A 13,382-nucleotide genomic window follows, 5' to 3' on the forward strand; every position below is an offset into this window, starting at 1 on the left:
GAGTAACGTGCTGACAGAAAAACGAAAGAGGCGATGACCCTATGCTGGGATTAAAACAGGTTCACCATATTGCTATCATTGCGACGGACTACGCGGCGAGTAAGGCATTTTACTGCGATGTGCTGGGCTTTACGCTAATCAGCGAAGCCTACCGGGAAGAACGTGACTCGTGGAAAGGCGATCTGGCATTGAACGGTCATTATGTGATTGAGCTTTTTTCTTTTCCGTTTCCACCTTGCCGCCCGAGTCGACCGGAAGCCTGCGGTTTACGCCATCTGGCGTTCAGCGTGGACGACGTGGAAAAAGCGATTGCGCATCTGGAAGCTCACCACGTGAAGTGCGAATCCGTGCGTATCGATCCGTTTACCGGCAAACGCTTTACGTTTTTTAACGATCCTGACGGATTACCGCTCGAACTGTACGAGCTGTAAGGCTTGTCATTGTGGCGTTAGCCCGGTAACGTGCCGGGCAATGCCCTTGTAAGTAACCATCATGACGACACTCACGCTGAACACTTCACTGCTGAATTTTCAATCGATTCTGGTCGCCTTTAGCGGCGGGCTGGACTCTACCGTACTGCTGCATCAACTGGTGCTGTGGCGAGCGCAAAATCCTGAGCTCGCTTTACGCGCAATCCATATTCATCACGGATTAAGCCCGCAGGCAGACAGATGGGTGCAGCACTGTGAGTCGGTATGTGCGCAGTGGCAGGTGCCGCTGGTGGTTGAACGAGTCCATCTTGAGGATGAGGGTCTGGGCATCGAAGCTCAGGCGCGACGCGCGCGCTATCAGGCATTTGCGCAGACCTTACTACCGGGCGAGGTGCTGATGACCGCCCAGCATCTCGATGACCAGTGTGAAACCTTTCTGCTGGCGCTTAAGCGCGGCAGCGGTCCTGCCGGACTTTCTGCCATGGGCGAAAACTCACCGTTCGCCGGAACCCAACTGATTCGACCGTTGCTGGCGCAAACGCGAGAGGCGCTTGAAACATGGGCGCGGCAGCATGAATTATGCTGGATCGAAGATGAAAGTAATCAGGATGATGCCTACGATCGCAATTTCCTGCGTCTGCGCGTTATCCCGCAACTGCAACAGCGCTGGCCGCACTTCGCGCAAGCCGTTGCCCGCAGCGCCGCGCTGTGCGCCGAGCAGGAAAGTTTACTGGATGAACTGCTGGCCAACGATTTAGCGCAATGTGTGACTGTCCAGGGCACACTGTTACTGACGCCGTTAATGACAATGAGCGGCGTACGGCGTGCCGCTCTGCTTCGTCGCTGGCTGGCGGGGTTAAATGCGCCGATGCCTTCCCGTGATGGACTGGAACGTATCTGGCAGGAAGTGGCGCTGGCGCGGGAAGATGCTTCTCCCTGTTTTCGACTTGGAGAATACGAGGTCCGTCGCTATCAGTCACAGCTATGGTGGGTCAAACCGGTCGATGGGCAAAGTGAAACCGTCATTCCGTGGCCATGCTGGGAAACGCCGTTGACGCTGCCAGTTGGGTTAGGCTCTGTGCAGCTCATCTCTGCTGGTGAATTGCGTATGCCACAAGCGGATGAAGCCGTCAGCATTCGTTTTAAAGCGCCAGGCGTATTGCATATTGTCGGGCGTAACGGTGGACGTAAATTAAAGAAAATCTGGCAGGAGCAGGGGATCCCACCCTGGCGTCGAGATACCACGCCGCTGTTGTTTTATGGCGAAACGCTGATAGCGGCTTCGGGTGTTTTTGTGACGCGTGAGGGTATAGCGGAAGATGGGGCTGGTGTGAGTCTGGTTTGGCATGCCTGATGGCGCTGCGCTTATCAGGCCTGGTCATTTAGGCCTGATAAGGTACAAGAAAGTTAAGATTCGCTGACCACCACGGTACCGATTTGCGGGTGGCTGAAGCTGGCAATTTTGTCGAGACGAAGCTCCCGGGTTTCACCCGCGACATCGGCGACCAGATATTCCACGTTTTTACGCGAAACCAGGTCATTCGCCTTCGCCTGCAAAACTTCGCCATCTTTTAGCGCCAGCGTCAGTAACAAATGGTGCTGGCAGGCGAGTTCAAGATTGTCGTAATCATCGCAGTTGATGGGTTGATACGTTTCATTCATTGACATAATCGCTCACCAGTAAGTTCGCGGCAGCATACGCCGCTTTTTCCCTGACCGACTCTGGAAGGGCGCTGTCTGCCGCCACTTCATTAAGCACCTTCAATACGCAACCCAGCGCATCCGGGATATACCCTAAGTCTCCGCTGGCGATTTCCGCGTACCGCTTGCGTATTAACTCACAATATTTTTCCACATGCCCTCCTGTCAGCATTCTGACTTAACCGTGGATGCAAGTCTAAGCCTACGAAGATAAACTCTGTTTAGCAAGGTGACTATACCATACTCATTCAAGCAATATCAGCGCCTTGATAGAGGAGCAGTTAGCAGCCTTTTGCCGCAGTTTTCGCTACAATGTGCGCCTGATTCGAAAGGAGTTCTCTCATGGCGCTTAAAGCGACAATTTATAAAGCCGTTGTCAACGTAGCGGATCTCGACCGCAACCAGTTCCTTGACGCGGCCTTGACGCTGGCGCGTCACCCCTCTGAAACCCAGGAGCGCATGATGCTGCGCCTGCTGGCATGGATTAAATATGCCGATGAACGGCTGCAGTTCACGCGTGGCCTGAGCGCGGAAGACGAGCCTGAAGCATGGCTGCGTAACGACCATCTGGGCATTGATCTCTGGATTGAGCTGGGTTTGCCGGATGAGCGCCGTATTAAAAAAGCCTGTACCCAGTCTGGTGAGGTTGCCCTGTTTGCTTACAACAGCCGTGCGGCCCAGATCTGGTGGCAGCAAAACCAGAACAAGTGCGCGCAGTTTAAAAATCTGACCGTGTGGTATCTGGATGATGAACAACTGGCGCAACTGAGTGATTTTGCTGGTCGTACAATGGCGCTGCAGGCGACTATCCAGGACGGCGCTATCTGGTTGTCTGACTCTCAGAACAATCTGGAAATTCATCTGACCGCGTGGCAGCCGCGTTAATGATTGTTATCTCCCGAAACGTCTCTATCCCTGACAATGAGCTGGAAATCACGGCGATTCGGGCGCAGGGCGCGGGCGGTCAGCACGTTAACAAGACCTCGACGGCTATCCATTTGCGCTTTGACATTCGGGCCTCTGGCCTGCCAGAGTATTATAAGGAACGACTGCTTGCCGCCAGCCATCATCTGATTAGCGGTGATGGCGTGATTATCATTAAGGCGCAGGAATACCGTAGCCAGGAGCTTAATCGGGAAGCGGCAATCGCCCGACTGGTCGCGGTAATAAAAGAATTAACCGCAGTGCAAAAAAGCCGACAGGCAACTCGCCCTACGCGCGCCTCGAAAGAGCGCAGGTTGTCATCGAAGGCGCAAAAGTCCACAGTGAAAGCACTGCGCGGGAGAGTTCGTCGAACACAAGACTGACGAGCAGGAATAAAAATTTATAAGGAATTCATAGTGAAAACAGCAATATTGTCCGTAGTCGCTGCATGTACGCTTTTTTCCTTGATCGGCTGTAACAACCGTACTGAAGTCGAAGTACTACAGCCGACGCGGGCGGCAGAATTAAAACCGATGCAGCAAAGCTGGCGTGGTATTTTGCCTTGCGCGGACTGCGAAGGAATTGAAACTTCTCTGTTCCTGGAAAAAGACGGCACATGGGTGATGAACGAACGCTATCAGGGCGTGCGGGATGAACCGTCCTCTTTTGCCTCTTATGGTACATGGGCGCGCACTGCCGACAAACTGGTGCTGACTGACAGCAAAGGTGAAAAGTCGTACTACCGGGCAAAAGGTGAAGCGCTGGAGATGCTCGATCGTGAAGGTAACCCGATTGAGTCACAGTTCAACTACACGCTCCAACCGGTTTCCGCCAGCTTACCGGTGACGCCAATGCCGATGCGGGGGATGTATTTCTATATGGCGGATGCCGCAATCTTTACCGACTGCACAACGGGTAAGCGTGTTTCTGTCGCGAACAATGCACAACTGGAGCGAGATTATCTGGTTGCGCGTGGCGCAACGGATAAGGCGGTGCTGCTCACAGTGGAAGGGCACTTCACGATGGAAGCAAATCCGGATACGGGCGCGCCCGTGAAAACGTTAATAGCGGATAAAGAAATTAAGTTTATCCCTGGGCAGAGTTGCGAAAATTAATCTGTCGCTTATAAAAACTGTCCGGTGATTTCCCGGACAGTTTTCCTGTTTTCGGCTGATAAGGTTTTATCGGATCAATCCAACAAAACGACTCGTTTTGATATAAATACCTAACTTCAGGTGGCCGACATACTGCAGCTTCGTTTCAGACTTAAACGCGGAAATGTCGCCTTCGCGCATATGCATCAGGTCGGAAGGGCTAATCCAACCCGACTGCGCCATCGTTAGCGGGTGCCCGGCTTTGGCAAACGCATCAGTCACGAATTCGGAGCAAAACCACGCCTTCTTTTCTCCCTCGCTGGCATTGCTCAGTTGTGCTTTCGCCAGTCCGCTGACGCACTGCTGGCGAAAATCCTCTGAGAAAGGATTTAACGAACATATTTGCCTGGTCATCATAAACGGAATAAATTCTGCGATGCCGCGATAGTTATAGCCGCTGTCCTTGATTTTATAGGCAAATATTTTGATTTCTTCGGCCTGCAGTGGAGTGAGGTCGGGGACCCTCAGGGCAAAAAGCTTATCGCTGTGCTTTTCCACCTGCTCAAGAGAAACGATTTGCACGCCCGCCCCGGTTGCTTCTGCAACTTCATTATTACCCAGATAAACGGCAACATGGCTGACAGAAGAAGTACTGAACGCGCGGATACTGAATGAGGTAACCCCAAGGCTAGAAGAAAATAACAGATCGCCAGGCTTGAGTTCGGTATCTGTAATCTCATGCAATGCCTTAGCAGTAAAGGAGCTTTGTCGCTGGAATTTTATCGCCCATTTTTTTGCCTGGGCATCGACGGCGGTTGCAGATGAATTCTGTTGACTGACGTCAAGCGTGCAGGCTGAAAGCAGAAAAAAGAAGGGGAAGAGCAGGCGATAATACGCCGCTGGTTTAGCCATTTTATACAATCCATGTAAAAAAAGGCCCTGATAATCAGGGCCTTTTGTCGGTATTAGCCTTTAATGGCTTTGACCAGGAAGTCGACGATGTCGCCGGTTTTAATCAGCTCTTTCTCGCCGTTACGACGGTATTTGTATTCGATATCGTCGTTGTCGAGGTTACGGTCGCCCAGCACGATAGTGTGTGGAATACCGATCAGTTCCATATCGGCAAACATCACGCCCGGACGCTCTTTACGATCGTCCATCAGTACTTCAATACCCTGCGCGCGCAGCTCAGCATACAGCTTCTCAGCCAGCTCCTGCACACGGTAGGACTTGTGCATGTTCATTGGCAGAATCGCCACCTGGAACGGGGCGATAGCGTCTGGCCATACAATGCCGCGATCGTCAAAGTTTTGCTCAATAGCGGCAGCCACCACGCGAGTAACCCCGATACCGTAGCAGCCCATGGTCAGCGTTTGGTTACGGCCATCTTCGCCCTGAACGGCGGCTTTCATCGCTTCAGAGTACTTGGTCCCCAGCTGGAAGATGTGGCCCACTTCGATACCGCGTTTGATCATCAGCGTACCTTTGCCATCCGGGCTTGGGTCGCCGGCGACGACGTTACGAATATCAGCAACTTCTGGCGTAGCCACGTCGCGATCCCAGTTGATACCGAAATAGTGTTTACCGTCGATGTTGGCACCGGCGGCAAAATCACTCATTACCGCAACGGTACGGTCGATAACCACAGGAATCGGCATGTTCACTGGCCCCAGCGATCCTGGACCTGCTTTTACCAGCGCACGAATTTCTTCTTCGGTGGCGAAGGTCAGCGGGCTGGCAACCTGCGGCAGTTTTTCCGCTTTGACTTCGTTCAGCTCGTGATCGCCACGAACCAGCAACGCAACCAGCGGGTAGCTGCTGCCTTCAACCGCTTTCACCAGCAGGGTTTTCACGGTTTTTTCGATAGGCAGGTTGAACTGCTCAACCAACTCGGCGATGGTTTTAGCGTTCGGCGTATCGACCAGCGTCATTTCCTGGGTTGCTGCCGCACGCGGCTCTTTCGGCGCCACGGCTTCGGCGAATTCGATGTTTGCTGCATAGTCGGAGGAGTCGGAGAAGATCACATCGTCTTCACCGCTCTGCGCCAGCACCTGGAATTCGTGAGAGGCGCTGCCGCCGATAGAACCGGTATCCGCTTGTACCGCACGGAAATCAAGACCCATACGGCTGAAGATTTTGCTGTACGCGGCGTACATCGCGTCGTAGGTTTCCTGCAGGGATTCCTGAGAGGTGTGGAAAGAGTAGGCATCTTTCATCAGGAATTCGCGGGAACGCATCACGCCGAAGCGCGGACGGACTTCGTCACGGAATTTGGTCTGGATCTGATAGAAGTTCAGCGGCAGCTGTTTGTAGGAGCTCAGCTCGTTACGGATCAGGTCGGTGATCACTTCTTCATGCGTTGGGCCGAGTACGAACGGACGATCGCCACGGTCAGCAATACGCAGCAGTTCCGGACCATATTGTTCCCAACGGCCGCTCTCTTCCCACAGTTCAGAAGGCTGAACGACCGGCATCAACACCTCGATCGCACCGGCGTTATTCATCTCTTCACGCACGATGTTTTCGACTTTTTTCAGGACGCGCACGCCGGTCGGCAGCCAGGTATATAACCCGGAGGCCAGCTTGCGGATCATCCCGGCGCGCAACATCAGCTGGTGGCTGATGACCTCGGCGTCGGCAGGTGTCTCCTTCAGAGTGGAGAGCAAATATTGGCTAGTACGCATGTTGTTACGGTTCCAGTTGAACGATCGAACAGGCTCAAAATGAGCCTGGCACAAAACAAAAGTGGTTTAGTTTACCAGCGAGAAAGGGATGTCAAAAGAGTAGGCGACGCAAATTAGCGGGCTTCCAGCGCAAAGACCTCAAATCCTGACGGCGTGACGCGCCAGCGAACGTTAAAGTCCAGCAGCCAGACGGCGTAGGTTTTGCCTTCTTCCTCGTTTTTGCGGTAGGCAGGGCGTGGATCCTGCGCCAGCACTTCGGCAATAAACTGACGAAGATGCGGGTAACGTTGTTCGAGCTTTAATAGCTGCTCAGTGAGCTCTTTACTGAACGTCACATCTACACTGGCCTGCGGCGCGTCCTGAGCATAGCTGGCGCGAGCATCAGGCAGCGATTCGGCAAACGGCAGATACGGTTTGATATCCACTACTGGCGTGCCATCAACAAGATCCAGCCCGCCAAGCTCGAGGATGACGTGCTCTTTATGGCAGCGGATGCCCCGCAGCTCAACCAATGACATGCCAACAGGGTTAGGGCGAAACGTTGAACGCGTGGCGAAAACACCCATTCTGGCGTTGCCGCCCAGACGGGGAGGGCGCACGGTTGGACGCCATCCACCTTCCATCGTCTGGTGAAAAACAAAAATCACCCACAAATGGCTGAAGGCTTCCAGGCCGCGAACGGCATCGGCCTGGTTATAAGGTGCGAGCAAATGCAGTTCACCGCTGGCGCTTTTCACCAGACCTGGCTGGCGTGGCACGGCGAACTTTTCTTTATAGGGTGAGCGGATAACGCCTATTTGCTCGAACTGAAAATGGCTCATTTCGCCGAAATGTTCAGTGCAGAACCGATGCAAACCGCCTGGCGATAGCAACCCGGCGTTCCGCTGGTCACTTCGCAACTGTGCAGCAATACCGCATTCGCTTTCATTTTAGAGGCGTTAATCTGCATGCGTTTGCGTGCGGTTGGAATGCTCGGAGGGGAATCCTGGTTGGATGCCTGGCAGGATTCGCCGCTAACTTCGCCGAGATCGCGGAACGGTTTACCCACTAAATCTTCAGCGTTAGTAATGATTCTTACCGGCGTCGCGCGCGGTGCTTTTGGTTTTTCCGGCTCCGCTTTAGGCGGGGTAGCGGTGCTTTGAACGGGTTCAACAGGGGATCTGCTTAACATAGAACAGCCGCTCAGCATGAGTGCTACTAAACAGATCGGTAAAGCACGCATAATATTTCCTCAATGAATGATCTAAACGTCAGATATTGAATCAGGTGCTTGCATAAATGACAAGACGGGCAAGCGCCCGTCCTGATGATATTACAGATTCTGTAAACAGCCTAAAATTACCAGCCCTTAACAGCACCGCCGTTGAAGACTTTGTTTGCTGCTTCGTACACTTCATCAGACTGGTATGCCTGAACGAATTTCTTCACGTTCTCAGCATCTTTATTGTCTTCACGAGTCACGATCAGGTTTACGTACGGAGAATCTTTATCTTCAACAAAGATACCGTCTTTTGCCGGGGTCAGGCCGATCTGGCTGGCGTAGGTGGTGTTGATGACCGCCAGGGCGATTTGCGCATCGTCCAGAGAACGCGGCAGCTGCGGCGCTTCCAGTTCAACCAGCTTCAGGTTTTTCGGGTTTTCAATCACGTCCAGTGCGGTCGGCAGCAGGCCAACACCGTCTTTCAGTTTGATTAAGCCCACTTTTTGCAGCAGCAGCAAGGAACGGCCAAGGTTAGTCGGGTCGTTTGGAATCGCGACCTGAGAACCTTCCTGCAGCTCATCCAATGATTTGATTTTTTTGGAGTAACCCGCAATCGGGTAAACAAAAGTATTACCTGCGGCAACCAGTTTGTAACCGCGATCTTTGATCTGCTGATCCAGGTACGGTTTGTGCTGGAAGGCGTTAGCATCGATATCGCCTTTGCTCAGCGCTTCGTTAGGCAGAACGTAATCGTTAAACGTGACCAGCTCAACGTCCAGACCGTATTTTTCTTTAGCCACTTTCTGCGCGACTTCTGCAACCTGCTGCTCTGCGCCAACAATAACGCCCACTTTGATGTGGTTAGGATCTTTTTCATCCTGACCGCAACCCACAAGTGCCAGAGAACCGATCAGGGCTCCAACTGCCGCAAAGGTTTTGAATTTGAACGCCATGCTTATTTCCTTTTCTTAATGAGTTTTTAGTGTTGTGTGCAACGTTATTTGTGCGTGACAGCCCGAACGATACGATCGCCGGATAACTGAATTAAATAAACCAGAACGACGAGCAATACCAGTACTGTATTCATTACGGTAGCGTTGTAACCAATATAGCCGTACTGATAACCAATCTGTCCAAGACCACCTGCACCGACGGCACCGCCCATCGCCGAGTAACCAACCAGCGTGATGAGGGTGATGGTGGCCGCATTTACCAGTCCTGGCAGTGCTTCTGGCAGTAATACCTTACGCACAATCTGCAGCGGAGTAGCGCCCATTGCACGCGAGGCTTCAATCAGCCCGGTCGGGATTTCGAGCAGTGCGTTTTCCACCATACGGGCGATAAAAGGCGCGGCGCCAACGGTCAGCGGGACGATAGCGGCCTGCAGCCCGATAGAGGTACCCACGATCATGCGGGTGAACGGAATCATCCACACCAGCAAGATGATAAATGGGATGGAACGGAAAATGTTCACTAGCGCAGAGAGCGTACGATAGAGCTTCGCGTTCTCAATGATTTGCCCAGGGCGGGTTACGTACAGCAACACGCCAACTGGCAGGCCAATCACAAAACCAAAAAAACCGGACACAAAGGTCATTGCCAGCGTTTCCCATACGCCGCGAACCAGCAGCCACATCATCGGCTCAGACATAACCCAGTACCTCTACTTTTACATGGTGTTCCTGCAACCAGTTAATGGCCGCTTGTGTATCTTCTTGTGTGCCGTGCATTTCAGTCAGCATGATGCCGAACTTCACGCCGCCGGCATAATCCATCTGCGCACTAATAATGTTGTTATTCACATTAAAGCGACGGGCCGTCTCAGAGAGTAATGGTGCATCGACCGAATGACCGGTGAATTCCATACGCAGCATCGGCACGCTGTCGGCTTCCGGCTCCGCTTTTAAACGTTCCAGATAATCTTCCGGAATATCCAGGTGCAGCGTGGACTGGATAAATTTCTGTGCCAGCGGCGTTTTCGGGTGTGAGAACACTTCACTGACGGTGTCCTGCTCAATCAGTTCACCATTACTGATGACCGCCACGCAGTCACAAATACGTTTTACAACGTCCATCTCGTGGGTAATCAGCAGAATGGTGAGTCCCAGGCGACGGTTAATGTCTTTCAATAATTCCAGAATCGAACGGGTTGTTGCCGGATCGAGTGCGCTGGTGGCTTCATCGCACAGCAGCACCTTGGGATTACTTGCCAACGCACGGGCGATCGCCACACGTTGTTTTTGTCCACCGGAAAGGTTGGCCGGATAGCTATCGTGCTTGTCGCCAAGACCGACTAAATCAAGCAACTCTGTTACACGGCGTTTGATCTCTTCCTTTGGCGTGTTATCCAGTTCCAGCGGCAGCGCGACGTTGCCAAACACGGTACGGGACGAGAGCAGGTTAAAGTGCTGGAAAATCATGCCGATTTGACGGCGAGCTTTAGTCAGTTCTGACTCAGAAAGCGTCGTCAGCTCCTGACCGCCAACCTGAACGCTGCCTTCGGTAGGGCGTTCAAGTAAGTTAACGCAGCGGATGAGCGTACTTTTACCGGCACCCGAGGCGCCAATGACGCCATAAATCTGCCCGGCAGGAACGTGCAGGCTAACGTTATTAAGCGCCTGAATGGTGCGAGTCCCCTGCAGGAACACTTTGGTGATATTCGAAAGTTTAATCATTGGTTATTTATTATCGTAATTAAGTTAGCCGTGGCATTTTCGTCTGTCTGGTACGGTCGAAGCCGTCAACAAGATGGATGTTAAGGCATCCAGACGTCTAAATCAATCTAGCTTTGCACGATGAGCACTTTCTTGCCCGCCGAAACATGCGATACTAGAGCCACATGCCTTATTCAGGAGCTATAAAAGGTGGCAAAATCTGTACCCGCAATTTTTCTCGACCGTGACGGCACCATTAATGTGGACCATGGTTACGTACATGAGATTGACGAGTTCGAGTTTATCGACGGCGTTATTGATGCCATGCGTGAACTTAAAAGCATGGGTTACGCACTGATCGTCGTGACCAACCAGTCTGGTATCGCTCGCGGTAAATTTACTGAGGCACAGTTTGAAACGTTGACCGAATGGATGGACTGGTCGCTGGCGGATCGCGACGTTGATCTGGATGGTATCTACTATTGCCCACATCATCCGCAAGGAACTGTAGAAGAATATCGTCAGGTCTGCGACTGCCGTAAACCGCATCCTGGAATGTTGATCTCCGCCCGAGACTTCCTGCACATCGATATGGCCGCTTCTTATATGGTAGGCGACAAAATAGAAGATATGCAGGCGGCGGCGGCTGCGAATGTTGGCACCAGGGTACTGGTGCGCACGGGTAAACCTGTTACCCCGGAAGCAGAAAATGCGGCAGATTTGGTCATAAACAGTCTGGCAGACTTGCCAATGGCAATAAAAAAGCAGCAAAAGTAAGCGTAATGGATAAAAGGTGAGCGGTTGAAACAAAAATGCATTTTTCCGCTTGTCTTCCTGAGTCGACTCCCTATAATGCGCCTCCATCGACACGGCAGATGTGAGTCACTTCACACAAACAGCCGGTTGATTGAAGAGAAAAATTCTGAGATTCAGGGTTGACTCTGAAAGAGGAAAGCGTAATATACGCCACCTCGCGACAGAGCGCTAAAGCGCGTCGCAACTGCTCTTTAACAATTTATCAGACAATCTGTGTGGGCACTCGAAGATACGGATTCTTAACGTCGCAAGACGAAAAATGAATACCAAGTCTCTGAGTGAACATACGTAATTCATTACGAAGTTTAATTCACGAGCATCAAACTTAAATTGAAGAGTTTGATCATGGCTCAGATTGAACGCTGGCGGCAGGCCTAACACATGCAAGTCGAACGGTAGCACAGAGAGCTTGCTCTCGGGTGACGAGTGGCGGACGGGTGAGTAATGTCTGGGAAACTGCCCGATGGAGGGGGATAACTACTGGAAACGGTAGCTAATACCGCATAACGTCGCAAGACCAAAGAGGGGGACCTTCGGGCCTCTTGCCATCGGATGTGCCCAGATGGGATTAGCTAGTAGGTGGGGTAACGGCTCACCTAGGCGACGATCCCTAGCTGGTCTGAGAGGATGACCAGCCACACTGGAACTGAGACACGGTCCAGACTCCTACGGGAGGCAGCAGTGGGGAATATTGCACAATGGGCGCAAGCCTGATGCAGCCATGCCGCGTGTATGAAGAAGGCCTTCGGGTTGTAAAGTACTTTCAGCGAGGAGGAAGGCATTAAGGTTAATAACCTTAGTGATTGACGTTACTCGCAGAAGAAGCACCGGCTAACTCCGTGCCAGCAGCCGCGGTAATACGGAGGGTGCAAGCGTTAATCGGAATTACTGGGCGTAAAGCGCACGCAGGCGGTCTGTCAAGTCGGATGTGAAATCCCCGGGCTCAACCTGGGAACTGCATCCGAAACTGGCAGGCTAGAGTCTTGTAGAGGGGGGTAGAATTCCAGGTGTAGCGGTGAAATGCGTAGAGATCTGGAGGAATACCGGTGGCGAAGGCGGCCCCCTGGACAAAGACTGACGCTCAGGTGCGAAAGCGTGGGGAGCAAACAGGATTAGATACCCTGGTAGTCCACGCCGTAAACGATGTCGACTTGGAGGTTGTGCCCTTGAGGCGTGGCTTCCGGAGCTAACGCGTTAAGTCGACCGCCTGGGGAGTACGGCCGCAAGGTTAAAACTCAAATGAATTGACGGGGGCCCGCACAAGCGGTGGAGCATGTGGTTTAATTCGATGCAACGCGAAGAACCTTACCTACTCTTGACATCCAGAGAACTTAGCAGAGATGCTTTGGTGCCTTCGGGAACTCTGAGACAGGTGCTGCATGGCTGTCGTCAGCTCGTGTTGTGAAATGTTGGGTTAAGTCCCGCAACGAGCGCAACCCTTATCCTTTGTTGCCAGCGGTTAGGCCGGGAACTCAAAGGAGACTGCCAGTGATAAACTGGAGGAAGGTGGGGATGACGTCAAGTCATCATGGCCCTTACGAGTAGGGCTACACACGTGCTACAATGGCATATACAAAGAGAAGCGACCTCGCGAGAGCAAGCGGACCTCATAAAGTATGTCGTAGTCCGGATTGGAGTCTGCAACTCGACTCCATGAAGTCGGAATCGCTAGTAATCGTGGATCAGAATGCCACGGTGAATACGTTCCCGGGCCTTGTACACACCGCCCGTCACACCATGGGAGTGGGTTGCAAAAGAAGTAGGTAGCTTAACCTTCGGGAGGGCGCTTACCACTTTGTGATTCATGACTGGGGTGAAGTCGTAACAAGGTAACCGTAGGGGAACCTGCGGTTGGATCACCTCCTTACCTTAAAGAA

General features: G+C 52.5%; 15 protein-coding genes and 1 rRNA gene. 7 read left to right on the top strand and 9 right to left on the bottom strand.

Annotated elements, in window-relative coordinates; translation table 11 throughout:
* Positions 1-41: 41 nt before the first annotated feature.
* Complete coding sequence (locus OGV80_RS05645) at positions 42-431, top strand: VOC family protein (protein WP_043018497.1); 390 nt, start codon at positions 42-44, stop codon at positions 429-431.
* A 61-nt stretch (positions 432-492) separates the two neighbouring features.
* The gene (gene tilS / locus OGV80_RS05650; protein WP_286513994.1) at positions 493-1,785 is read left to right on the top strand and encodes a tRNA lysidine(34) synthetase TilS; all 1,293 of its coding nucleotides are present in this window, start codon (positions 493-495) and stop codon (positions 1,783-1,785) included.
* A 53-nt stretch (positions 1,786-1,838) separates the two neighbouring features.
* Here tilS and rof read toward each other — a convergent pair whose 3' ends face one another.
* On the bottom strand, positions 1,839-2,099 hold the full coding sequence (gene rof / locus OGV80_RS05655; RefSeq protein WP_003018503.1) for a Rho-binding antiterminator: 261 nt from the start codon (positions 2,097-2,099) through the stop codon (positions 1,839-1,841).
* On the bottom strand, positions 2,086-2,286 hold the full coding sequence (locus OGV80_RS05660; protein WP_003018499.1) for a YaeP family protein: 201 nt from the start codon (positions 2,284-2,286) through the stop codon (positions 2,086-2,088). Before OGV80_RS05660 ends, rof begins: the two co-directional genes overlap by 14 nt.
* Before the next feature lie 188 nt (positions 2,287-2,474).
* Between OGV80_RS05660 and OGV80_RS05665 the strand changes: the two genes are divergently transcribed.
* From OGV80_RS05665 to nlpE, 3 genes are read left to right on the top strand one after another with little or no spacing between them, the layout of a single operon-like run.
* Positions 2,475-3,017: a YaeQ family protein gene (locus OGV80_RS05665; protein ID WP_079937026.1), complete on the top strand. Its 543-nt coding sequence runs from the start codon at positions 2,475-2,477 to the stop codon at positions 3,015-3,017.
* The gene (gene arfB, locus OGV80_RS05670; protein ID WP_047406060.1) at positions 3,017-3,439 is read left to right on the top strand and encodes an alternative ribosome rescue aminoacyl-tRNA hydrolase ArfB; all 423 of its coding nucleotides are present in this window, start codon (positions 3,017-3,019) and stop codon (positions 3,437-3,439) included. Before OGV80_RS05665 ends, arfB begins: the two co-directional genes overlap by 1 nt.
* Positions 3,440-3,469: 30 nt before the next feature.
* Entirely contained in the window at positions 3,470-4,171 is a 702-nt protein-coding gene (nlpE, locus tag OGV80_RS05675) for an envelope stress response activation lipoprotein NlpE (RefSeq protein ID WP_087051038.1), read from the top strand.
* A gap of 66 nt (positions 4,172-4,237) precedes the next feature.
* Here the strand turns inward: nlpE and OGV80_RS05680 are convergent, their stop codons facing one another.
* The 7 genes from OGV80_RS05680 to metN form a co-directional block, all read right to left on the bottom strand.
* Positions 4,238-5,062 (bottom strand): YaeF family permuted papain-like enzyme, encoded by an 825-nt coding sequence (locus tag OGV80_RS05680; RefSeq protein ID WP_043018501.1) that lies wholly within the window; start codon positions 5,060-5,062, stop codon positions 4,238-4,240.
* Between the two features lie 53 nt (positions 5,063-5,115).
* Positions 5,116-6,834 (bottom strand): proline--tRNA ligase, encoded by a 1,719-nt coding sequence (gene proS, locus OGV80_RS05685; RefSeq protein ID WP_043018502.1) that lies wholly within the window; start codon positions 6,832-6,834, stop codon positions 5,116-5,118.
* 113 nt (positions 6,835-6,947) lie between these two features.
* Complete coding sequence (gene tsaA, locus OGV80_RS05690; RefSeq protein ID WP_043018503.1) at positions 6,948-7,655, bottom strand: tRNA (N6-threonylcarbamoyladenosine(37)-N6)-methyltransferase TrmO; 708 nt, start codon at positions 7,653-7,655, stop codon at positions 6,948-6,950.
* Positions 7,652-8,056: an envelope stress sensor lipoprotein RcsF gene (gene rcsF, locus OGV80_RS05695; RefSeq protein ID WP_043018504.1), complete on the bottom strand. Its 405-nt coding sequence runs from the start codon at positions 8,054-8,056 to the stop codon at positions 7,652-7,654. The genes tsaA and rcsF overlap by 4 nt, the downstream gene beginning before the upstream one ends.
* Before the next feature lie 116 nt (positions 8,057-8,172).
* Positions 8,173-8,988, bottom strand: coding sequence for a methionine ABC transporter substrate-binding lipoprotein MetQ (metQ, locus tag OGV80_RS05700; protein WP_006686809.1), 816 nt, complete (start codon positions 8,986-8,988; stop codon positions 8,173-8,175).
* Between the two features lie 44 nt (positions 8,989-9,032).
* The gene (locus OGV80_RS05705) at positions 9,033-9,686 is read right to left on the bottom strand and encodes a methionine ABC transporter permease MetI (RefSeq protein WP_003018471.1); all 654 of its coding nucleotides are present in this window, start codon (positions 9,684-9,686) and stop codon (positions 9,033-9,035) included.
* Positions 9,679-10,710 carry a methionine ABC transporter ATP-binding protein MetN gene (gene metN, locus OGV80_RS05710; protein WP_043018505.1) on the bottom strand — a complete coding sequence of 344 codons (1,032 nt, stop codon included), beginning with the start codon at positions 10,708-10,710 and terminating at the stop codon, positions 9,679-9,681. The genes OGV80_RS05705 and metN overlap by 8 nt, the downstream gene beginning before the upstream one ends.
* A gap of 189 nt (positions 10,711-10,899) precedes the next feature.
* Between metN and gmhB the strand changes: the two genes are divergently transcribed.
* Positions 10,900-11,466, top strand: coding sequence for a D-glycero-beta-D-manno-heptose 1,7-bisphosphate 7-phosphatase (gene gmhB / locus OGV80_RS05715; protein ID WP_043018506.1), 567 nt, complete (start codon positions 10,900-10,902; stop codon positions 11,464-11,466).
* A gap of 366 nt (positions 11,467-11,832) precedes the next feature.
* Positions 11,833-13,372, top strand: a 16S ribosomal RNA gene (locus tag OGV80_RS05720).
* Positions 13,373-13,382 lie beyond the last annotated feature (10 nt).

Source organism: Citrobacter sp. Ce119, assembly GCF_030334525.1.
Taxonomy (GTDB): Bacteria; Pseudomonadota; Gammaproteobacteria; order Enterobacterales; family Enterobacteriaceae; genus Citrobacter; species Citrobacter europaeus.

What these genes read in the sequence shown, in the direction of transcription:
- OGV80_RS05680 (WP_043018501.1), bottom strand. Translation starts at nt 5,062, where the DNA reads ATGGCTAAACCAGCGGCGTATTATCGCCTGCTCTTCCCCTTCTTTTTT.
- arfB (WP_047406060.1), top strand. Translation starts at nt 3,017, where the DNA reads ATGATTGTTATCTCCCGAAACGTCTCTATCCCTGACAATGAGCTGGAA.
- tilS (WP_286513994.1), top strand. Translation starts at nt 493, where the DNA reads ATGACGACACTCACGCTGAACACTTCACTGCTGAATTTTCAATCGATT.
- proS (WP_043018502.1), bottom strand. Translation starts at nt 6,834, where the DNA reads ATGCGTACTAGCCAATATTTGCTCTCCACTCTGAAGGAGACACCTGCC.
- tsaA (WP_043018503.1), bottom strand. Translation starts at nt 7,655, where the DNA reads ATGAGCCATTTTCAGTTCGAGCAAATAGGCGTTATCCGCTCACCCTAT.
- OGV80_RS05665 (WP_079937026.1), top strand. Translation starts at nt 2,475, where the DNA reads ATGGCGCTTAAAGCGACAATTTATAAAGCCGTTGTCAACGTAGCGGAT.
- metN (WP_043018505.1), bottom strand. Translation starts at nt 10,710, where the DNA reads ATGATTAAACTTTCGAATATCACCAAAGTGTTCCTGCAGGGGACTCGC.
- OGV80_RS05705 (WP_003018471.1), bottom strand. Translation starts at nt 9,686, where the DNA reads ATGTCTGAGCCGATGATGTGGCTGCTGGTTCGCGGCGTATGGGAAACG.
- rof (WP_003018503.1), bottom strand. Translation starts at nt 2,099, where the DNA reads ATGTCAATGAATGAAACGTATCAACCCATCAACTGCGATGATTACGAC.
- rcsF (WP_043018504.1), bottom strand. Translation starts at nt 8,056, where the DNA reads ATGCGTGCTTTACCGATCTGTTTAGTAGCACTCATGCTGAGCGGCTGT.
- OGV80_RS05645 (WP_043018497.1), top strand. Translation starts at nt 42, where the DNA reads ATGCTGGGATTAAAACAGGTTCACCATATTGCTATCATTGCGACGGAC.
- metQ (WP_006686809.1), bottom strand. Translation starts at nt 8,988, where the DNA reads ATGGCGTTCAAATTCAAAACCTTTGCGGCAGTTGGAGCCCTGATCGGT.